Below are 21822 nucleotides of genomic sequence, written 5' to 3' on the forward strand. Positions count from 1 at the left end.
GCTGAGGTGTCGAGACGGGAATTGCGAGGGCCGCGTGGACTTTGCGCGGCCCCGCAAGATGCTATCCCTTGGCGTCGGCCATTGCCTTGGGTTCATAAACACAGAACGGTTCGGACGCCATGTAATCGCCCGTTGCGGCAAAGGCGCGTGCGCGGCAGCCCATGCAGACATGGCGGAATTCGCAGCATCCGCACTTGCCCTTGAGCCCGTCGTCGTCACGTAGAGTCGCGAAGACTTCGGAGTTCGTCCAGATGTCCGCAAATGACTGCTTGCGAAGATCACCCGCCAGTGCCGGAAGGTATCCGCAGGGATAGACTTCACCTTGATGCGAGATGAAACAAACGCCCGTTCCTGCGAGGCAGCCCTTGGTCACGGCGTTCATGCCGTCGGCACCGGGATGTCCGCCCGGGTGTCCGTGGTGACCGGCGGTCGCAGGCTGACCGGGGATGAAGGATATTCCAGTCGAACCGGGCATCGTCATCTCGACCGGGCCAATGGAAGTCGGCATGGACTGGGCGGCTTGCGCGCCGTAGCCGGTCGCTTTGCGATCCTCCGCACGACGCTGGCGAACTACGCGGAAGTAATGCGGCGCGCACGTGGCCTTGAGCTCGATGCCGCCTTCCTGTGCCTTGTCGTAGAACCAGTTAAGAATCCTTTCGTATTCTTCCGGCGGAACCATCTGCTCGTTCGCGATATCGACGCCGCAACCAACAGGCACGAGCAGGAAGGTATGCAGCGCGTCGGCGCCCAAGCCGCGCACCATATCGAGAACAGCAGGTAGCTGGCTTGCGTTGTGGCGCGCAATTGTCATGTTGATCTGCACGGACATGCCGAGCTCTTTGAGATTGCGGAAGCCGTAAATTGCTGCTTCGAACGCACCGGGGATTCCGCGAAATGCATCGTGCGTCTCGGCGTTGGAGCCGTCCAACGAAATGGAAACCCGCTGCACGCCGGCATCGACCACCTTGCGAGCAATTTCCTTCGTTACGAGCGTACCGTTTGTGGCGAGCGCAACGCGCAGCCCGCGATCGGTGCCGTAGCGCGCGAGTTGGAAAATGTCCGGCCGATAAAGCGGTTCGCCACCGCTGAGGACGAGAATGGGATTCCCGAATTCCGAGATTTCCGTAATGATGTCGAGCGCCTTGGAGGTGGGGAGATCGGAAGGCGACGCCAACTCGGTTGCGGTAGCACGACAATGAATGCAACGCAGGTTACAACCCTTGGTAACTTCCCAAAAAATGAGGCGTGGCTTGTGCTCTTTTGACTTGGCCGGTGCCTGTCCAGTCGGGGTCATTCGGTCTCCTCTATACTGCCGAGCGAAGCGTTTGCGGCGGCAAACAGCAAACACCGATACTCGACTACAGAAATCAAGATAGAAGCTGCATGACCCAGGGAGCCATGATAGTTATCACTCGTACGTGTGACGTTCGTCACTCTGCCCTCGCTCCGACATAGAAAGGGCACGGCAATAAGCCATGCCCTTGAAGAAGGTATCAGGAGTATGCGTGCAGGGCGGCAACGCCCCCAGTATCAGTGCTTACGGACCTACCCCACCGTTGTGGCAATCGGTGCAACTGATTGCGCTCATGTCGCCAAGGTCGATCGGGTGCTTGAACTCCACTCCGCTAGCGGATCCCATCGTTGGCACGCCTCCTTCTTCCTGCGCCAACAAAGTATGACAGACGTTGCAATCCTTCGTGATCGTCTTGCCCTCTTTGCTTACGTGGTTTCCATCGTGGCACCGGAAACAACCCTGGAAGTAAAAGTGGCCTACGTTGTCAGGATGCGTACGCCAGTCAACCTTCATCTCAGGGAAGATGCTGGTGCGGAAGATGCGCTGAAGCTCTGAAACTGCGCCGTTGATCTCCGCCCGCTTGGAGGCATAAACGTCGGGATACTTCTGCTGGTAGAACTTCGGAATTTCCGTGGCAATAGCCTGGACGGCAGCGTCCGTGGACTTGTACTCGGCGGCGAGCAAGGCAACGCCCTGCTGCTTGGCGTAGGGCAGCGACGGATCGATGCGGTGCGCCGTGAGTGCATGGTCGACCGAGCGGTCCGGCGGCATGTAGATGTGCGTCGGCCGGTTGTGGCAGTCCACGCAATCCATGCGACGCTGGCTCATCTTCGCGATCTGGTCGGGCGCGGCATCCTTGGCGTAGAACTCGGTGACATTGCCCTTCTGATCCTGCATTTTCACGTATGGAATGTTCTGACGCTTGGGGTCGGAGGCATAGGTGATAATGTTGGCGATGTTCATGTGCCAGTGAATTCCGCCAGCTTGCCCGGAATCCGGATCGCCCCCACCTGTCTTGAGCAGCAACCGAAGCTGGCGAGGAGTGTTCTTTTCATCGCTGCTGAAATGGTTGATCACCTTCAACTGCGCGCCAAAGAATTTCTTGGGCCAGTGGCACTGCTCACACGTTTCCGATACTGGTCGCAGGTTTTCGATCGGTGTCTCGATGGGGCGCGGAAAAGTATTGAGTGCGGTCTTGAAGACCTGTCTCGTTCCCGACAGTTTGGAACGCACGTACCATCCGGCGCCGGTTCCTACGTGGCAATCGACGCAACGTACCCGCGCATGCGGCGATGCCTGGTGCGCCGTGAACTCTGGGTGCATTACGCTGTGGCAGAGCTGGCCGCAGAACTGGGTGGAATCCGTGTATTCATAGGCGCGGTAGCTTCCAACTGCACTTAGTACGACAAAAAGCACAACAAAGCTGATGAAGAAAGCAACTGTGCTGCGTTGCTTAGGGTTGTTGAGGTCGAGGCGGGGAAAGCGCGGGAGACTCGGTTCTCTTAGGCGACGGCGCCTGCGCTCCAGCCATATGCCGAGAGGTACAAGCAATAGTCCCAGTATCAGGAAACCGGGCATGATCATGTACGCAAGAATCCCGATGTAGGGGCTGGGGCTCTTTGACGTAATGTCGATGAGAAACAGAAAAACGATGTTGGCGAGAGCAACGACTGCGAGCGCCAAGCCGATAAGACTCGTGTAATTCCGAACAAGCGACTTTAGCGACAAATCCTCCGGCGAACTTTGGGGGACTTCGCTGCCGTTGTCGTCAGCCATGCATTTCTCTCCTGTAAGCACACAGTCAGCCCTTACCGGATGGCTATAACTGCGTGTAAGTAGTTTCCTAAGCCTTCACTCCAGATTTTGCAAGTGCTATCAAAGTACTAAGTGCTTGCAGTCGAAGAGAGCAGCAGGCCAAGAATGCCGACCTGCTGCTCAATTCTGCTTCATCGAAATTCGCCATCAGCAGGCGAGAATGAATCTAGTTGCGGACATTCTCGCTATCTTCTTTGTTTTGCTCATCTTTCTTCTCTGCATCGTCAACGTGCTCGGCTGCTGGCTGCTCTTCCTGTTGACCAGAGGCATACTGCATCAGCGTCTCATCGTCGAGCGGGTGCTCCTCGCGATAGTGATCGAGCGACATTTTGCCGTCGAGCCAGGCCCAATTCATCGGATACACATCCGGATCGAAGATGATCTGGTAGAAGTGCCACACGAGGATGGACAAGGTTGCAAGGATTGCCTCGTAAAAGTGAATAGCGGTCGCGACATCCAGAGTCCAACGCGGAACCAGGTTGCCGACGCGGACTTTGAACCACAACATCAGTCCGGTTACCGCCATGACGATGGTCCCCCACACCAACGCCCAGTACTCCACCTTTTCGGCATAACCGAAGCGCGCGAACTGCGGACGCTTGTCGCTGATGCCGAGGTAATAGAAGAAGGCGTCGCGAGCGTCGAGCACGTCCTTCCATGTGGGGAGGAAGTCCCGGACGAGGCTGCGGCCTTCCTTCACGGCGAACATGTAAAAGACGTGATAGAGACCGGCAACGATAAGTACGACGCCGGCTACGCGATGGATGACGCTACGCACCGTTTCATTGCCGAACGCCAAGCCCAGCCAGGAAGTCGGGTATTTCAGCGCGAAGCCGGTGAGCACCAGAGTAATGAAACTGGTGAGCAGGGCCAGGTGCTGCATGCGTTGATTTCGCGTCATGCGGACGACAACGCGCGGACCACCCGCGAAGTGAACGTGTCCATTCCGCCGGTCGCGAAGTTTGCGACGGAGAATGATGAGGTTGTGCAACAGCATCCCGCCTATCGTGCCGACGATCATCAGCAGGTAGAACTGGCGGACTAAGCGAACCGCAACGGAGCCGATGTCGGCTGCCTGCGGCGCATCGACGTGAACCTTGCCTTTGGCAAAGTTTTCGTTTGCACCCGGGTGGCACTCACCGCAAGTCTTAACCAGGTTAGCCTTGTTGATCTTGGATCGCGGATCGCTGGACGGCAGGATGTTATGAACGCCGTGACAACTGGCGCAGTTGGCTGCAACTGCCGATCCCATTTGCGTGGCCATCCCGTGATAACTCGCCATGTAGGTGCTGGCGCGACGTCCGGGAACGCCAAACTCCTCCGACATCTTGACGCTTTCGTGACACTGCGCGCAGGTAGTGCGGGCCAGGTTCTGAGCGGCGACTGAAGAAGTGGGATCGATGTGGCGCTTGATGAGGTGGATGCCGTGACAATCCGTGCAGACGGGCGCGTGCAGGTTTCCCTTGGTGATCGCCTGTCCGTGGATGCTGGTCATGAATTCCGTTTTCTGCGCCTCGTGGCACTTGGCACAGGTGAGCGGAACATTCGTCTTGAAGATGCTCGACTGCGGATCGCCCGCGGTGCGAATTTCGTGCGAGCCGTGGCAGTCCGTACAGACGGCAGCCTTCTCGCTTCCGGCGGCGACGGCCTGGCCATGCACGCTCTCCTGGTACGACATGACGGGCTTGGGGCTCAGGCCCGTGGCCTCCGCCACTAGGCGATTGTTGTGACAGGTGGCGCAGGTAGCCGGAATGTTCTTGTGGTTCGTCTTGGAATTCGCATCACTGGAGGGCAGAATCTCGTGCGCCCCGCCGTGGCAATCGACACAGCGAGCAGCCTGGTTTTCGCCGCCCTTGATTGCTTTAGCGTGGAATCCATTGTCATAAGCCTTCTGCTGATCGGCGTGGCACGTTGCGCAACTGGGCTTGGCAAGACCGGACCCGTGGGGGATCTCTTTGACATCGGTATGGCAATCGGTACAACCGAACATCATGCCGTGAATGGAGTTTTTGAAAACATCCTCCTTCACCTGCAAGCTGACCTGCTTACCATTGCGTTCGACCGACAAAGAATCACTATGACAGGCCAGGCAATCCGCGCTCGTCAACGTCGACGCCCGCGGAGCTTTTTTGGCCTGCGCTAACCCGGCCGATACGGCCAGGCAAATCAATATAAATATTAGTGCGAATCGTTTCACCGGTCCCTCACGGTCACCGGCAGCCGAATGTTCGGCTGCGCGAGAGTTGCCAGCGCTTCCTACTTAAGAGTTTTCATGTAAGCAGCAACAGCCTTGATCTCTTCGGGGCTCAGTTTGCTTGCATAAGCGGGCATCTTGCCTTTTCCCTTGGCTGTGGCTTCGGCAAGCTGGGCTTCGGTCTGCTTCTGAACCTCGGCCGAATTGAGAGCGCGCATGTTCGGGTTGGACTTGCTGCCGTCTGCGCCGTGGCACATGGCGCACTTGGATTTGTAGATTGCGGCACCGTCGGCGGCGAATATCGCCGAACCGGCAGCCATGGCGAACACCAGCAGGATCACAGTCTTTTTCATTGTCAGTTCCCCTTATTCGTAGAGGTTGTCTCAGTCGCCTGCCTTCGGCAAGAGGAATCGTTTACTGCGCATGAAAAATCCAGCGCTGGCGCTCCTCTTTCCTGAAGGTTTCTATTTTTCGCATCCACATGCCCGTCGACGCAGTGAGAACGCTCACGAGCGGGTGTGACCTGAGTCACACGCCGGTGTTGTCGCAGCGCCAGATACACGGCCACGTGAGCACCATCACCAGGCTGCGTCCGCAAGTGGCGGCGCTGGGTGGCTATGCGCGGCACGGTGGTTCTCCCGGAGGAACGCTAGTCTGGTTAGGCAGAACGCAAAAAGCGGGGCGACCAGGTCGCCCCGCTTGCAGTCCGCCACGCGCCGAATCGCTCCAGTGGATGACGGTTAAAATTCGTACCGCATCGAAACCGTGCCGGTGTTCGCACGGAAATCACGCGCCACGCTTGGGCCGGGTAACGACTTCTCGTTGTAGCCGAAGTGGTTCCAGGCGGCCTTCGCCGTCAATCCCTTCCAGACCTCAAAGGCCACGGAAGCCGAAGGCTTGTGCCAATTGATGCCGAGCGGGCCAAGGGGTTGGCGGTAGTTCGGAGCGTTTACAAATGCGACGGCCGGAAGCAGTCCGCCAGGCAGTACCACGTTGCCGTTGATGTCGATTGGCAAACGCAGCAGTGCGCCGGAGTCGGCGCGGAACCAGTCGTTGTCTCCGCTGTCGCTGGTCAGGTCATAACCGACAGTGACCGCGAGACGCCTGACCGGCTTCAACATGATGTTGAAGAAACCGGAGTTGGTATTGTTCCGATATCGCACATTCGCAGGAACGCTTCCGGTGCTGACAGCAAGTCCGCCCGGACTCAGGCACTGCGCGGAGGGGCCGCCCTCGATAGCCACGGGGGTTGCAACGCCGCCGACACGACCAGTGCTCAATGGAACACACGTGCCCGTCGTGGAGAGCACGTCGAAGAAGGTATAACCAAGATCCACGGCAATCCAGTCCTTTGGATTGATCGTGAACGCCAGGTTATAGCTACGGGCGTGGTCCTTGTGCCTTGGGACGGCGACGGTTGCCGGCCATAGGTTTTCGGGAGCGCCATTCCGCGACTCGAGCAGGTTCACAGAACCGCTGACCGAACCCCAGTTGGCTACGCGATACGTGCTGCGGACCTTGAACTTTTGAAGATTCCGCGGTGTGATGCGCGTGAACGCGTTGTCTGCCGTGTAGACTTCCAGGTCAGCGTTGACGCGCCATCCGTCGTAAGGCATCGCATGGAAACCGAACAGCAGCGAGTGCTGCGTCAGGTCCTCGGTAGCAATTTCGTCCGTCGCAGATGGAACAACGCCGAGCGGACGCGTGGTTACGGCCGGGTTGACCGGAAAAAACGTGCCGACTCCAAAGTCGAAGTTCTTCGCTTTCAGATACCGGTTCCCATAGCGGTAGCCAAGATGCGCGGCAAAGCGTTTTCCGGGCTCCCACTCGATGGAACTGGTGTTGAAAATGTCAGCCTCGCCCAGGTAGCGGATGAATGTGTCGGTTGCGAAGTCAGCACCGGAACTGTTGACGTGCGCCGGCAATCCAACGGTCGGAATGCCGAGACATGTAGCAGCGCCTCCCGGTGATCCGGGAGGAGTGAAGATGTTGGCGCCGACAGCTACGTTGGCGAAGCAGGCGGTATCGCTGCTCGCCCAACTGCCGGGGATGCGCCAGTTCAACCAGCGGAACTGGTTGGTGAGGCTCCAGTGGTCATTGATGTGGAAGGTCAGTCCAAGATCGGCGTGGGTTTCGATACGCTCGGTGTTAGCCGGACCGGTGAAGTTAAATGCAACTTCATTGGTACGCGTTATAAGCGTGCGCCCGAACTCGTTGTAGCTGGGCATGTCGAGGTCGGAAGAGCTGTAGCTACCCTGCGCCGTGATGTCGAGCTTCTTCCAGTAGCTGGACTGGATCGAGAGCTGCGACGTCGGAGTATCGGTGCGGGTGAAGCTAGCGCGATTGTACTGGCGATAGATGTTGCAAGCCGGATTGACGGTACCGGGAGCGACTACCGCCGGTAGAGCAAGGGTGCCGCAAGGCTGTCCGTAAAACGGATCGTAGACCAGGCCCAGGTCCACCGGAGCGCTCGCGCCTGCAACCAGCGGGTCAAAAGACACGAAGTTCAGGAATGGACTGTTACTCAAGGAGGTATCGACCTTGTTGTGCTCAAAAAACTGGTCGAAGCTGATAGTGGTCCGCGGCATCAATTTCACATCCACGCCGAACTGGTAGCGATCGGAGCGGTTGCGGTAATCCTGCTCCAACTTGATTTCGGTTCCCTCATGGAAGCTGGTGTTCGAGGGCCCTTCAACCACATTGCGCGAGTAGCCGAGGCGTACACGCACGACCGACTGCGGTGCAAGAGTAAGGTTGAAGTCACCCATGTTGCGGCGCGTGTCCATGAAGTGGGGTGAGATGTTGTTCGGTACAACGGTGTTCGGAGGGTTCAGCGGATTGGCGAGCAGGTTGTAGTCGAAGTAGTTTTGATCACGGCGGAACATTCCCGTGAAGTCATACCACTTGTTTTTCGAAATGCGCAGGCGCGTTACGCCGGCAGGATCGCCGCCGTAACCGAAGCTGCTCGTGTACAGATTGTCCATGAGCGTGCCGGTATGGTCCAGCGAGCGCATGCTAAGGGTGTACTCCAGTAGACGCGGGCCCGATTGCAGATTGACCAGTGTGTTGTAGACCGAGCCGTTGCCATTGATATCGGTAAAACGACCACCGAATTCAACGGCCTGCTGGATGTTGTAATTGCCGCTAACCTTCCCCTCCGCCTCTTGGGCCTGTGCACGAACAATCCAAGGAGCGAGCAGCAACAGAACAACAGCACAAATCACAAAGTTGCGAGTCATGTGGCCACTCCCGTACGGTGCCCTCTTTGAAAAGGGGCGCCGTGGCATTGTGTTTCTGTGATGAGCCATGGTTTCCCCCTTCCTACTTAAAGAACACATCACTCGTGTTCGATCCGTGAATCGCCGAGTGGCAGAGCGTGCAAGCCTGGCTTCTTGTGTTCTGCGGATGCGGCCCCGGCGGAATGCCCGTGTGGCACTCCAGGCAGAGCGAATTCATGCGCGAACGAGTCAGAAGTCGCGGGTTGACGGAGCCATGAGGCGTGTGGCAAACAGTGCAGCCTTCAGTTTTGACCGGCTCGTGTTCGAATACGAATGGGCCCTTTTTGTCGCTGTGGCACTTGAAACAGGCTTGTGACTGGTCAGCCTGCGTACGCAGTTGCTTGCTGACGCTTCCGCCATGCACGTTGTGACAGTCGGAGCAATTCACCAGGCCTTCATTGACGCGATGCCTGAATGGCTTGATAAATTCCGACTTCTGCTCACCGTGGCACGAGTAGCAGAGTTCCGGTTGCTTTTGCACCATCAGGTACTGCCGCTCCCTGGCGTGGTGCGGGGAGTGGCAGGAGGTGCAGGTAACTCCATTTTTGTTGTGGACTGAACGCTGGAATGTCATCTGCTCGAGATTCGACTCATGACATGTCAAGCAGCGATCCGTGACTTCCTGGGGCGAAGCTTCTGTAAATGTGAATATCTTGCTTTTATCTCCACCGGCTTCAACGTGGGCGGCACCGGGGCCGTGGCAGGATTCGCATCCATGCGCGTCTTCGCCGCGACCTTTCAGTGTAGTGCGGTAATGAGGGGTGGCGTCGATGGTTCTGAACTGGTCTTCGTGGCATCCTTTGCAGGTGTCAGCTCCGACGAATTGGCCAGCAGCGGCACCGGCAAGAGCTGACTTCGGTTGATCTTTCGTCTGGGTTGCATTGTTCTTGTCCCGCTTGGCGGCCATCAACTGTACCGCTCCAAGCAGTAATAACAGCGCAGCGAACACCCAAACCGAGTACCGTTGGAGAGTTCGTGGGTCTTTCATCCTCGCTCCTCGACAAGCACCTAATCAGATGGAAGCTGTTTTGACAGTCGACTCATTGTCAAGCCGCACATTGCGACGCAATTGTCACTCCGGTTAATCGCGGAGTCCTGTGATAAGCGTCACAAAATCTCAATTAAGTGAAAAACTTTATGTCCAGAGTGATACGCCTGACCGAATCGGGAACGCATCACTGGGATGAATCCCTCCTTTACTTCCGTGTGCGTGAGAGCTCTCGACAATGCCGACCCTTTGCGCGGGAGCGCAAAAACTGAGTCATGTTACTCGCGCCGGACACCGGTGGTCTTGTGCAAAATTGAAAAAAAATTACCTAATCCTACACGTAAGTGCTGGGTGCGACACCTCTCGTTGTTCTGAGATGCGCGGCACCGGTTCTGCTACGACCAATCTTTTCCGGCGAAGTCAGAGTTGCACAGGAGAGATTCGAAGCTTCGTGCGGGATGGACAAACTAAGGGTTGCGCCAGCACAGCGCCAACCCTCGGCGACCGCCTGGCGCACGCGTGCGGATGGTTCGGAGACGTGCGAGGCCTGCCGAAGGAAGTCAGTCGCTTGCGCCCAAAGAATCAGGCGTGGGCGACAACGCGTACGGCGCGGGGACGACGGGTCCGTGTGAGCCCGATCGAGCGGACGCGTTCGTAGGCAGCGTGCAGGTCCTGGCTGAGCATCTGGACGACCATCATGCAAGCTTCGCGATGGTCGCGCAGGAACCTGACAAGGTCCTTGCGCCTGACAAAGACAACCTGAGATGCGTCCAGCAGTTCGACGGTGACTTCGTAAGGTGTGCCAGCCATGGCCGCGCCAAGACCAAGCACTTCCCCCGGACCTGCGATACGGAGCATGAGACGCTTTCCGTTTTCGGAACAGATCGAGAGCTTTGCGCGACCGTCGCACAGCACAAAAATGCCCTTGGCCGGACGTCCTTCGGCGAACAAGACGCTACCCTTGGGGTGAGTTGTGAGCGATTTGATACCGTCGAAGGCTTGCAGTGCATCCGCAGGCATATCGCAAAAAAGCCGGTCGGGACGGAAATCGCAGTTAAAGCAGCTTCGCTGGGTTACGCTCTCCATGGCTATTGTCATTTTTCGTGGAAAGGGGCGTAAGTGCTGTGATAGCTGTCACTTCTCTCCGTGACTCACAGCACACGCAACGTCAATGAATGCTTCCGAGACTCAGTGGGGATGCAGGTTTCGCGATGATTGATAAGGCGGAGACACGACCGGATGTGATACGAAACCGTGGCACTAAACAGTGTGACACAAAGACTCCAAAAAGATAAATGCGACGCCAGAGTAGGCTACCTTTCGCCCCTCCGGCGCCGCCGGTAAGATCAAGATAATAATTGCCCTGCCCGTCGCCGCGTTTCAAACGGCAACAGTATGATTGGCTGCCCAAAGGAACCTGGCTTACGATGTGGCCAGAGCCTTCAAAGCCGCCTTGTTGCGAATTAATAGTGTCGAACCCTTTGCCTGTACAATCTGCCGCTTTTTCAGTTCCGCGAACAACCGCGTCACTGTCTCACGCGAGGTCCCGATCATTTGGGCGATCTCTTCGTGGGTCAGCGCCAACTTCACTCGAGGCTCCTGCTTGGCAGCTTCGCCGTTGCGCACGCTCCACTCCAACAGGAGTTTGGCAAGCTTTTCGGCGGCCGAGTGCGAAAGACCGAGGGAACGGATCTCGCGGCACGCGGTGTTGTACTTATTGCTCAACTGCTCGGCGACCCGGAAACAGGCATCGCTGTGATCGCGGAGGAAGCGAAGAAAATCTTCGCGTTTAACGAAATTGATCTGGCACGGATCGATGGTCTCGGCGGTCAGTTCGTAAGGCTTGCCGGAGACGGAGGCGCTGAGACCGAGAACCTCGCCGGCTTCGGCGATTTTCAGGATCAGCGTCTTGCCATCGGTGGAGCAGATCGACAGTTTTACGCGGCCCTTGCAGAGAACAAAAATCCCGCGAGGAGCCTGTCCTTCGACGAACAGAACAGCACCTTTCGGATAAGCGGTCGCGTACTTGATGGTTTCGAATGATTGCAGGGCTGCTGTTGGCAGATCACAGAATATGTGGTCGGCGCGCATTTTGCAGCCCAAGCAACTTTCGATTATGTCTAGCCCGTATGGTGAAAGCACCACAACCCCCTGTGACAATCTAGGATACACCCGCAGGCAAGCTAAATCACGCCTCAACCTATGTTTACGCCTGTTCCATGCTGTTTTCACTCCTTTCACCGCGGGCGCAAAAACCTTAGCGTTTGTGCGGCTGGGCACAAAACCATGTGACAAGTGACGTTTAGAACTCGCGGGAAGCCGCATAGAATCTACGTGCGGCGCAGTCCGGCAGAAATGGAAGCACAACCCTGTGCCCCGGGCGCCGGTCGCACCCGATGCGAGTCGCCGAACGGCAAGTACGCACGTCACGATGAAGCGTGACGAATGACTGTCTAAAAGATATTTGAGTTGGTTCAACTGCGAGCCGCGCTGAAGGCAGCGTCGCGCTCACCGCTGCTGGATAGATTGCAGGGAAGAAAAATCGTGAAGCAACTGCCGCTTTGTCCCGGGCGCGTGCTGCTGCGAACACGCGTGAAGCCGTCGTTCTTGATTACGAGGCCATGCGTGATCCACAGACCGAGTCCAGTTCCCTTGTCTCCCTTGGTGGTGAAGAAGGGCTCAAATATCTCGCGGATGTGGCGTCGCGATATTCCAGCGCCACAATCAGCAATCGAAATGCGAACGCCGGTGACACTGCGATTTTTCCAATCGCGTGCTTCGCGAACATGGATGATGATGCGTCCCCGCGGAGGGCTGGCTTCGACGGCATTAACGATGAGGTTGGAAAAGATCTGACGCAGTTCGCCGGGCATGGTACGGATCAGACCCTCACTGTCATACCGGCGCTCCACCGTGACTTGTGCCTGGCTGATTTTGCGCGAATAGAGATCGAGCACGTTGTCCAGGACTTCGCTGGTCTTCAGAATAAGCGGCGAGGAGGATTCGCGGTAGAACATGAGCGTCTGCCGCGTGATGTGAGTGACGCGGGACAATTCGGCTTCCGCCATGTTGACGTAGTGACGCGCCTCGTCTGAGAGCTTTGCATCGCAGTTCAGCAGGTAAAGAAGATTGGCGACGGCAGCCAGAGGGTTATTGATTTCGTGCGCAATGGAGGCGGCGAGGCGGCCAGTGGCGGCCAGCTTCTCGGTTCGCCTCAATATCTCTTCTTTATTCTTCTGGTCGTCGATATCGGTGCAGGTACCAAACCACTTCACGACCTTGCCATCACTGTCGCGCAATGGCAGCGCGCGAACGAGGTGCCAACGGTATTCGCCATCGGAGTCACGGCGCATTCGATGTTCAATATCGAAGACCTGGCCAGTTTGCAATGACCGCGCCCAGCGGCGATTGCGTCCTTCGAGGTCTTCGGGATGCACCACGCTCAGCCAGTTTGAGCCTGCGCTCTGTTCGAGCGAAAGGCCTGTGTAGTCCTGCCAGCGGCGGTTGATGTAATCAACCGATCCGTCCGGCTGCGCCGTCCACACGAGTTGGGGAATGGCTTCGGCCAGGATACGCAGTTGCGCTTCGCGCTGTTGGAGTTCGTGCTCGCTGCGCTTACGCTCGGTTATATCGAGGCTGACGCCAATAGCACGACAAGCCTGTCCCGAAGCCGAGGGCAGGAACATGCCCTTGGTCATAATCCAGATGAGTTCGCCATCCCGGTTGGGTATCCTGTACTCGGTGTGGTACTCGCCACACTGCTCACGCGCCTCGGCGATGGCACCGATGACATTGTCACGGTCCTCAGGATGGATGCGTTCATGCCACATCGTCGCGTTCAGAAAACCCAGGCCTGAAAGCGACGGCACTTCTTCAATCCACACGAGTGTTCCAGTTTGCAGATCCCAGTCCCAGGCGCCGAGATTGGCGGCACGATTCGTGGCACGCAGACGCGATTCGCTGCGGCGCAACTCCTGGTCAACGGCGCTACGTTCCCAGCTGACGGCGGCCATGACTAGCGCCGTAAATACCATGACGGCGAGCGAGGTCTGTAGCAACGTGATGTTCTGCGCCTGCACGTCGGGCGTGAAATTCTTGATGTGATAGATGTTGGAGGCAATGGCGATCGCTGACGCGCAGAAGGACGAGAGAACAGCGCCGAGTTGTTCAAAACGGAAAGCGGCCCAGACCACGCAGGCGAAAATCATATAACTGACGGGGCGCATCAAGGCCAGACTGGAACTAAACACAATGAAAGAACTCGCGATCAGCAGTACGGTTACTAACGCAAGTTCAGGGATGCGGCGGCGGAAGATTCTGAAGTCGGGCCTGGAGCCGAGCACCATGATGGTAGAAGCAACGACGATGACACCCAGAACGTCACCCAGCCACCAGAATATCCACGCTTCGTAGAATCCACTCCAAGGCAGCAGGCCGCCGGTGCAGAGTGTCAACACGCCAATCGTGGCACCGATGATAGTGGCGAAGCACCCGGCCAGGAGCGTAAGCGAAAGCACGTCTGCTACGCGCTGCAGCGATGGACGGAAACCGCGAACTTTCGACAGAAGCGTCGCGGCTGCAAGCGCCTCGGCGGTCGTGCCCAGGGCAACGAAAAAGCTGAGGTGCGGCGGTACTCGATTAAGAAGCGAAATGCAGAACGCGGCAACTGCAACAGCCGGCCACATTCGACGCCCGAGCAGGACCAAAGCTGCGACTGCGATACCGAGCGGAGGCCAGATCGCCGAAACGTACCCGACTGAAGTGCCCAATTTAAGGAACAAGAGGCCGGCGACAAAAGTCGCCGCTGCTACGACTATCCCGGAAAGGACACTACGCAGTGAGAAGCGCGACTCGAGAGGCACACGCTCGGTCGAGTGCTGCTCACTGCACGACACGTTCCCGTGTTCTAGCATTCGACCCCACAATTCCAGGCAAATGTTGAGCTGCGAAGCATCTAAATCTTCTTACAATGGAGGGAGAGAACAAGCGCTCAACGCAATGTGATACAGATCTAACCAATTTGGAACTGAATTCTAGCAATGCGGCAACTATAAACACAATCGGCTTTTAAATTCAGCAACTTGGAATGACTCAATCGAGAGAAATTCGTGTAGCATCTACTCAGAATGAGTGAATACAGGACAGTTCTGATTGTCAGTTACCAGCCGCAAACAGTGGACTCTCATGCCCAGGCGCTTGGGGAAGCTGGCTACGAAGTTCAACGCGCCCAAACGATGTCGGCTGCGCTCGGCGCCGTTGGTCCGGGCAAAATAGAAGCGATGGTGCTTGGCCCGGATATTCCGGCTGGCGACCGTCGCCGTATTGAAGGAGAAGCGAGACGCCGAAATGAGCGGATTCGCATCGTTCTAATGTATGAAGGCGAGCGCGAGCGTGACGTATTCGCCAGCGCGATTCTTGACGTAAGCGAGCCGACCACAAAACTGGTAGAAACCATCGGCTCCATCCTCTCTGAGCAGAAGTAAAACCTTTTCACAATGTGATTGTGGCTATAGGGTTCAAGCAATGGACGGGATGTCGCCGAGGCCCGCCTGGCACCGCTTTGCGCGCTCTCTGCGAGAAGCTGCGCGGTCGCTCCGCGACGGAGCCGTCACTTGCTCTTATGACCTGAATCACAGACCCCTTGGCCATCTCAAACTGACAATAAAAGGCTACGGAACGAAAGGACCCAAGCCCCATGGCCACCAGCGCCGCAAAACCCGAGACAGAGACTCTACGTACATTACCCGGCGACGACGTTCGCCAAATCCTCTGGCGCTTCGCCGACCGTTACGATCTGCAGATGCTGGTGCAATCGTCGCGTTCCGTGGCGCGTGGCATCGTGGCGCACCTGGTTGCCGAAGGCGCACGCAACACGCATGAATGGACAGAACGCAAGAACGAGTTGTTGAAGGCCTATGACGACGCTGGCATCACAGCGGCGTTCATGGAGCCGGAAGAGGGCGGATTCATCTCCGGCCCCAAGAACCTGGCGCTCTCGCTGATCGCACATGAACTCGCATGGGTTGACGCCGGCGCGGCAACTGGTTCGCTGGCGGGATGCCTGGCCCTGTCGCCGATCCATGAACGCGGCACGCCGGAACAGCGCCAGAAGTACATGAGCCTTGCGGCTCCGGCACAGCCTGGCGAAGATCGCAAACCGTGGCGCGGCGCCTTCTGCCTGACCGAGCCGATTCCCTACGTCGGCGTGGACACAGGCATGCTGAACGGCAAGGTTCGCGTCGCCGAGTGGAACGAAGGCGAAGAGCCGATGCTTCAGGTCGAGAAGCGCGGCCGGTTCATCACGAACATGGGATTCGCGAACTTTGCGACGGCAGCGGTCGATACGGCGGATGAGCGCATCAAGAGCAGTTGCATCATCATTCTCGAAGAAGGTGATGAGGGCGTCTTCGATCGCGGCACACCGACGCGGAAGATGGTTCACCAACTGTCTTCGACGTCAGACCCAATCTTCAGCCTGAAAGTTCCGGCCAGCCGCATCGTCGGCGGATACACGCTGAAGGATGGCGTCATTGTTCCGACTTACACCCATAGCGAAGTGATCGAAGCGGTATTCAAGCGCACGCGCGTGACGGTTGCCGTGATGACTTCGGCGAAATTGCTGTCGGCAATCGAGCCGGTGATTCGCTACCAGCGTGGACGCTTCCGCGGTGCGGAGCAGGCGACGCCGGGAACGCTGCGGTACGAGCTTGGATTGCAGCAGCGCGAGGACGTTCTGCATCGTTTGCTGGATGTGTGGGCGATGGGCGAAGCAAGCGCCGCACTCGCGTTTGCCGCAGCAAGATGCTTCGATGTGGTCGATCCCCTGGAAAAAGAGAAGACGCGCATCCTCGCCGAGCAGGGGATTAAGGGCGGCAAATCGGAGTTGAAGTTCTTCCGCAGCGTCACCAAGGAAGCACTTGAGTTCCTGGACTTGTGCGCCAAGCCGGAAGACTGCCGCAACAACGTACGGCTGCTTGAACTCCATGAGAACAAGCTTGTGCAGTATGCGATTCTCGATTCCGTGGCGAGCGTGCTCTGCCCGGCCGCAAAACTCTGGAACACCGGCAAGGGTTCCGTGCTGATGCGCGAAGCAGTGAGCTTGATGGGCGGTTACGGCATCACCGAAGACTGCCCGGGCTTCCTTGGTCACAAGTGGATGGATTCGCAACTAGAAGCGACCTACGAAGGGCCCGAAGCCGTGCAGCGGCGCAACCTGACCGTCACGATGACGAACGAGTTATTCTTAAAGCAGTTCCGGAACTGGATTATCGAGATGCGCGCCATCGCCGCCCACAAGCCCGGGACGGGTGCATGCACGCTGGCAACGGCGATGCAGTTGTGGATGTGGACCTACAACCATACGCAAAACGGCACCGACGCGAATGGAAACAAGCTGTACCACGGCACTCGACAGGCAGTGACGTTCGCGCTGGCGGACGCGCTGTGCTGGCTGCTGGCCTCGCGGCAACAGATCCTCGATGCGCAGGAACTGGAAGCGAAGGGGCCGGACAATCCAGTAGTCGCCGAGGGCCTCGCAGGCACACTCCAATTCATGACGGACCTGTGCCACATACAGGCGGCGAAAGCTGCCGGCGAGGTTGCCCGCATCTGCGCCGAGTTGGTGTACGGATACAACCGCCATCCGGCATGGGATGAAGATGGTTATAAGGGCTGTTACCAGGAACAGGAACTGGAAATGTTGGAAGGTGTAATACCGGGGTTCTCGGCGTGCGCGACTGACGTGATCGGAGTCGATGGAACGCATCCGCATAAGGAGGGTCCATGCCCATCGTGCCGCGGACTGAGCGGATTCCAGCGGATACGTAACAAGCTCGACGGCTGCCTGACGGGAGTGATGCTTGCGAAGGATCGTGCGGCGGAGTCGTTGCAGACGGTGATGATTCCGGAAGCTCTCGATTATCCGATGTAGGCCCATTGTCCTCGTCGAAAGCTTGAGTCCTTATTGCAGCACCAGCAGCCGTGGAGATAACGATGCGCGCTGAAGAGCAACAGCCCGAAGTAGAACGGCAGAGCATGGAAGTCGATATCGCGTGCGTCGGATTCGGCCCGGCGATGGGCGGATTTCTTTCGTCGTTGGCGGCCAAACTGGTGAACGAAGACGGCACGCCGCTCGCCGAGAGCAAAGCAATGCCGGGCATGCCGCTCCAGGTGATCTGCTACGAGCGCGCGGACGACGTTGCTTTTGGCGTCTCCGGCGTGGTGACGAAGGCCCGCGGAATCCGCGAAAGCTTCCCCGAGTTGGACGCGTCTCAGATTCCAATGGCTGCGCCGGTCACGAGCGAGAAGGTGCTGTACATGCTCGATCCCGTGGGCGCGAGCCGCCGTTCGGCCACGCTGCGATTAGCTGACAAACTTATAAGAACGTTCAAGACCGTACTGCCGGTCGAGCACGGCGCTCTTGAACTGCCGTATACACCGTCTTTCCTGAACAAGCATGGTGGAATGCTGCTCTCGATCGGACAGTTCAATCAGTGGGTAGGCAGTCAACTGATGACGTCGGGCTCGGTGCAGATATGGCCGGGCATGCCGGTGGCAAAGCCGCTGATCAAAAACCACCATGTTGTAGGCGTTCGCTTGGTCGATCAGGGCGTGGACAAATCGGGCAGTCCGGAAGCCAGTTTTATGGCTGGCATGGACATCAAGGCCGCGCTGACCGTGATCGGGGATGGACCAGTCGGCGCCGTGGGACGCGACATCGATGCGCATTTCGGCATGCCCGCTGGACACCACACGCGCGACTGGGCAGTTGGAACCAAGATGGTGATCGATCTGCCGGAGCACGTGGACCTTGCGCCGGGAACGGTCTTCCACACCTTCGGTTATCCAGAGCCTGAAATCTTCGGCTTCATGTACGTGCATCCAGACCGCGTGGCTTCGATCGGGATCTTCGTGCCATCATGGTTCGATAATCCTGTACGCACGTCCTACCGCTATTTACAGCACTACATGATGCACCCGTACTTCTGGCGCTATCTCGAGGGCGGCACCTTGCGCTCGTGGGGCGCGAAGTCGCTGCAAGAATCCGGCAAGCGAGGCGAGCCGCGCCTGGTGGGCCACGGGTTTGCGCGCATTGGCGAAGGCTCCGGCAGCACGAACGTACTGACCGGGAGCGGCGTTGACGAGGCATGGACGACAGGCACGCTGCTCGCCGAGGGCGTAGTGGAATTGCTGAAAGACGGCAAGCCGTTCTCGCGCGAAAACCTGGAGAAGGCTTACGTCGAGCGGCGACGGAAGAGCTGGGTTGAGAAGGAAGGGCGCGTAGCAGAACATGCGCGCGATGGCTTCCAGCGAGGCGTGGTCAGTGGCCTGATCGGCATGGCGCTGGCAGGCATGACGGGCGGGAAAGTGACGCTTGACGCCGAACCGAAGCTGCCGCACGAGCGCATCAAGTCGGCAGAACGCTACTTCGCGGGCAAGCTGACCGCCGGCGAAATCGACGAGATTAAGCGGGACTGCACCGCACGCAACGCTTCCCTGCACGACGCGTTGATGGACCGGTGCGGGTGGCCGGCGATCCCATACGACGGCAAGCTGCTAATCACGCATCAGGACGCGCTGCTGGTTGGCGGCAAGGTGCAGGCGCCGGCGGGATACGCCGATCACGTGGTCATCGTCCAGCCTGAAGTCTGCAAAACGTGCGGCTCCAAAACGTGCATAGAAATCTGCTCGGGTGAGGCGATCACTCCTGGCGAAGAGGGCGTGCCGGGCTTCGATCGCGAAAAGTGCGTCTACTGCGGCGCGTGCCTGTGGAACTGCTCGCAGGAGATCGAACGCGGCAAAACGAATATCGAGTTCAAGGCGGGTGCTGGAGGATTGCACTCGGCGCAGAACTAGGAAGACATCGACGTCAGGCGGCGGACGTCAGCTGAAATCAGAAGCTGAAAACAAGGGTCATCCGGAAACGAGAGACCAGGAAAACGAGAGACATGAGCACACCTTTTCAAATCGTAGTATGCGGCGGCATTGTGCCGGATCCGCTTCAGACGCTGGAGCCGATTTCAGGTCCGGCCGGCCCTTCCCTGAAGAACGAAATGATGTTGCCTGCGGTGCTCGATCCATGGGCCGGACACGCGCTGTATGAAGCCGCGAATCTGGCGAAGGCCGTTCCGGGTAGCAAAGTGTACCTGGTAAGCCTGGGTCCGAAGGCGAAGTTGCAGCAGGTCATGATGACCGTGGCCCAGAAGGTGGCGTTCGAACTGGTTGCGGTAGATGGACCTGCAAGCGGCTTTACGGACGCGCACGAAGCGGCAATGGCGCTGGCCGAAGCGATCAAAACAATTCCAGGCCTCGACAAAAGCAAGCTGCTGATCTTCGGCGGCTGGGAGTCGGCGAGCCGAGGTGCGGGCGCTACGCTGCAGATCATTGGCGAGATGCTTGGCGTCACGGATCAGTTCCAGGGCGTTGACCGGATCCAGGTGCGCGAAGACGACTCGTTTGAAATCCTCGAGCGCATAGAAGGCGGACGCCACCAGGTTTCCACCTGTGCGGGAGCGCCTGCCGTGCTTGGATGGGCGACGGGGTACCTGGCGGAGCCGCGCAACGATCCGCAAGTCGGGATGGCCAACATGAGAACCATCATGCCAGCGCTGCAAAAGGCGAAGGCGGCCAAGGTGGGTGCCGAGGGTCTGAAGTTCGCGAAAGTCGAATTGCCAAAGCAGCAGCGGCAGACGCGCATTGTGAAAGATATGGCGGCCGACGAGATCGCGAAAGAGATCGCCGAGTGGATCGGCAAAAACTAACCAGAGCGTACGGCAGCTCAACATAAGAGATCAACGAGAAGGACACGACATTGGAAACGATTCTCTTCCTGGCACACACAGAAGCTGACGGCACGTTGCCGAAGGTAGCGCTAGAGGCGTTGGGCGCGGCACAGGAACTTGCCGCCTCGATTGCCGGATCACCACTGGTGGTTGGACTGTTTGGCGGCGAAGTGAAGTTGGCCGCGGACGCAATCGCCGAATGCGGCGCGCAGCAGATCCTGGCCGTAGCTGGCGCGGAGTATGCGCAATCACGTTATTCGACAGATGCGGCCGCCGTGGAGATGCTCTGTCGCGCTTCGAAGGCGACCATCGTCATCGCTCCCGCGACTTCGCGTTGCGCGCGCGTGATCTCCGGCGTCTCCCACCGCATAAATGGACGCGTGGACACTCACGTCAACAGCATCACAGTGACGAATGACACACCGGCCGCAACACGCTGGTTCTACCGTCAGCGCATGGTCGCCGACCTGGAGCGCACGCAGCGCCCGTGGCTTATGCTAATCGACTCCGGTTGCCACGCTGCTTACGAAGGCGCACCGGGAATGGCGAACGTGGAGAACGTCCAGATCGTGCTGGGCGAAGTTCACAAGCGCACGAACGTCACCGGGATTCAAGCGCCGAAGTCCGATGAGCAGACGATTCGTCCGGACGCGGATCTGCTGTTTGTGGCGGGCGCAGGCTGGACGAAGAAGCAGAAGGATGGTCAGGCGCACCCGAAGGAAGCCGAAACCCATATTCTCGGATTCCTGAAGCTGACGCAGGCTTCGCTGGGAAGCAGCAAATCGCTCGTAGACCTGAGCGGCGAAGGTCAGGACGTATTGCAGTTCATGAGCCACCTGAACCAGGTGGGACAGACGGGTTCCACGCCACGCCATGCGAAGGGACTCTCGACCTGCTGCCACGGCGAAGAACCACACGTAGTCGGCTGGCGCTTCATCAACGAGCGGCGCGCTATCAACCTGGACGCAAATTGCGGATGGGCACGGGGCAAGGCGGACGTCGTCTATGTTGCCGACGCGTTTGAAGTCTTGACGAAGTTGAATGCGCTGCTGGCGGAGAAGAAGTTAGTCACCGCCTGAATCACTCGAAATCGTAAGCAGAGGCCCTCTTTACAAGCTCTGCCATAGTGCGTACGCAGCACCCGCAGTGTCTTTGTATTGAGGAGCTTGCATGGAATCTCCAAACACGGTGACGCCAGAACAGAGCGTGGTTCCTTTTGCGCCCCACGCTCTGGAAGAAACACGCAGGACCCTGACTCCACACGAGGCAGCGGCACCGAAAGAACTCACCCTTCGCGACTACTGGCACGTTTTGTTGCGCCGCAAGGGAGCCATTGGCGCATTTCTGCTCGTAGTGATGATGGTCGTAACGCTCATCACATTGCGCACGCCGTCGCGCTATGTTTCAACCGGCCGCATCTCCGTCAGCCGTGAAAATCCTGATGTTGCTGGATTCAAGAACGGCGTTTCGTC

15 protein-coding genes are annotated in these 21822 nt (G+C 58.1%); 6 read left to right on the plus strand and 9 right to left on the minus strand.

Annotated features, from left to right (window positions below; translation table 11 throughout):
- Positions 1 to 61 precede the first annotated feature (61 nt).
- The 9 genes from VN622_05670 to VN622_05710 all read right to left on the minus strand — a co-directional run bounded on the left by VN622_05670 (position 62) and on the right by VN622_05710 (position 14482).
- Positions 62 to 1294, minus strand: coding sequence for a radical SAM protein (locus VN622_05670; GenBank protein ID HWR35342.1), 1233 nt, complete (start codon positions 1292 to 1294; stop codon positions 62 to 64).
- Between the two features lie 243 nt (positions 1295 to 1537).
- Positions 1538 to 3070 carry a NapC/NirT family cytochrome c gene (locus tag VN622_05675; protein ID HWR35343.1) on the minus strand — a complete coding sequence of 511 codons (1533 nt, stop codon included), beginning with the start codon at positions 3068 to 3070 and terminating at the stop codon, positions 1538 to 1540.
- A 205-nt stretch (positions 3071 to 3275) separates the two neighbouring features.
- Positions 3276 to 5177 carry a cytochrome b/b6 domain-containing protein gene (locus VN622_05680; protein ID HWR35344.1) on the minus strand — a complete coding sequence of 634 codons (1902 nt, stop codon included), beginning with the start codon at positions 5175 to 5177 and terminating at the stop codon, positions 3276 to 3278.
- A 188-nt stretch (positions 5178 to 5365) separates the two neighbouring features.
- A complete protein-coding gene (locus VN622_05685; GenBank protein HWR35345.1) occupies positions 5366 to 5656 on the minus strand; it encodes a cytochrome c in 291 nt (96 codons plus the stop codon).
- Positions 5657 to 6043: 387 nt separating this feature from the next.
- Positions 6044 to 8542, minus strand: a complete 2499-nt coding sequence (locus VN622_05690; GenBank protein HWR35346.1) for a hypothetical protein — start codon at positions 8540 to 8542, stop codon at positions 6044 to 6046.
- 82 nt (positions 8543 to 8624) lie between these two features.
- Positions 8625 to 9569 carry a DmsE family decaheme c-type cytochrome gene (locus VN622_05695; protein ID HWR35347.1) on the minus strand — a complete coding sequence of 315 codons (945 nt, stop codon included), beginning with the start codon at positions 9567 to 9569 and terminating at the stop codon, positions 8625 to 8627.
- Between the two features lie 582 nt (positions 9570 to 10151).
- A complete protein-coding gene (locus VN622_05700; GenBank protein ID HWR35348.1) occupies positions 10152 to 10589 on the minus strand; it encodes a cyclic nucleotide-binding domain-containing protein in 438 nt (145 codons plus the stop codon).
- Positions 10590 to 10991: 402 nt separating this feature from the next.
- Entirely contained in the window at positions 10992 to 11672 is a 681-nt protein-coding gene (locus tag VN622_05705; GenBank protein HWR35349.1) for a Crp/Fnr family transcriptional regulator, read from the minus strand.
- 371 nt (positions 11673 to 12043) lie between these two features.
- Positions 12044 to 14482 carry an MASE1 domain-containing protein gene (locus tag VN622_05710; protein HWR35350.1) on the minus strand — a complete coding sequence of 813 codons (2439 nt, stop codon included), beginning with the start codon at positions 14480 to 14482 and terminating at the stop codon, positions 12044 to 12046.
- Positions 14483 to 14695: 213 nt separating this feature from the next.
- Between VN622_05710 and VN622_05715 the strand changes: the two genes are divergently transcribed.
- The 6 genes from VN622_05715 to VN622_05740 form a co-directional block, all read left to right on the plus strand.
- A complete protein-coding gene (locus VN622_05715; protein HWR35351.1) occupies positions 14696 to 15052 on the plus strand; it encodes a hypothetical protein in 357 nt (118 codons plus the stop codon).
- A 212-nt stretch (positions 15053 to 15264) separates the two neighbouring features.
- A complete protein-coding gene (locus VN622_05720) occupies positions 15265 to 17499 on the plus strand; it encodes an acyl-CoA dehydrogenase family protein (GenBank protein ID HWR35352.1) in 2235 nt (744 codons plus the stop codon).
- A 62-nt stretch (positions 17500 to 17561) separates the two neighbouring features.
- Positions 17562 to 19424 (plus strand): 4Fe-4S ferredoxin, encoded by a 1863-nt coding sequence (locus tag VN622_05725; protein ID HWR35353.1) that lies wholly within the window; start codon positions 17562 to 17564, stop codon positions 19422 to 19424.
- Positions 19425 to 19516: 92 nt separating this feature from the next.
- Positions 19517 to 20329 carry an electron transfer flavoprotein subunit beta gene (locus VN622_05730; protein ID HWR35354.1) on the plus strand — a complete coding sequence of 271 codons (813 nt, stop codon included), beginning with the start codon at positions 19517 to 19519 and terminating at the stop codon, positions 20327 to 20329.
- A 50-nt stretch (positions 20330 to 20379) separates the two neighbouring features.
- The gene (locus tag VN622_05735) at positions 20380 to 21429 is read left to right on the plus strand and encodes an electron transfer flavoprotein subunit alpha (protein HWR35355.1); all 1050 of its coding nucleotides are present in this window, start codon (positions 20380 to 20382) and stop codon (positions 21427 to 21429) included.
- Positions 21430 to 21520: 91 nt separating this feature from the next.
- Positions 21521 to 21822 (plus strand): hypothetical protein (locus tag VN622_05740; protein HWR35356.1); only part of this gene is annotated, 302 nt, incomplete at its 3' end.

It is taken from the genome of Clostridia bacterium (assembly GCA_035561135.1).
GTDB lineage: Bacteria > Acidobacteriota > Terriglobia > Terriglobales > Acidobacteriaceae > DATMYA01.

Coding starts and splice junctions, on each gene's coding strand:
- VN622_05670 (HWR35342.1), bottom strand. CDS start 1,294: ATGACCCCGACTGGACAGGCACCGGCCAAGTCAAAAGAGCACAAGCCA.
- VN622_05675 (HWR35343.1), bottom strand. CDS start 3,070: ATGGCTGACGACAACGGCAGCGAAGTCCCCCAAAGTTCGCCGGAGGAT.
- VN622_05685 (HWR35345.1), bottom strand. CDS start 5,656: ATGAAAAAGACTGTGATCCTGCTGGTGTTCGCCATGGCTGCCGGTTCG.
- VN622_05690 (HWR35346.1), bottom strand. CDS start 8,542: ATGACTCGCAACTTTGTGATTTGTGCTGTTGTTCTGTTGCTGCTCGCT.
- VN622_05695 (HWR35347.1), bottom strand. CDS start 9,569: ATGAAAGACCCACGAACTCTCCAACGGTACTCGGTTTGGGTGTTCGCT.
- VN622_05700 (HWR35348.1), bottom strand. CDS start 10,589: ATGCCTGCGGATGCACTGCAAGCCTTCGACGGTATCAAATCGCTCACA.
- VN622_05710 (HWR35350.1), bottom strand. CDS start 14,482: ATGCTAGAACACGGGAACGTGTCGTGCAGTGAGCAGCACTCGACCGAG.
- VN622_05715 (HWR35351.1), top strand. CDS start 14,696: ATGAGTGAATACAGGACAGTTCTGATTGTCAGTTACCAGCCGCAAACA.
- VN622_05720 (HWR35352.1), top strand. CDS start 15,265: ATGGCCACCAGCGCCGCAAAACCCGAGACAGAGACTCTACGTACATTA.
- VN622_05725 (HWR35353.1), top strand. CDS start 17,562: ATGCGCGCTGAAGAGCAACAGCCCGAAGTAGAACGGCAGAGCATGGAA.
- VN622_05730 (HWR35354.1), top strand. CDS start 19,517: ATGAGCACACCTTTTCAAATCGTAGTATGCGGCGGCATTGTGCCGGAT.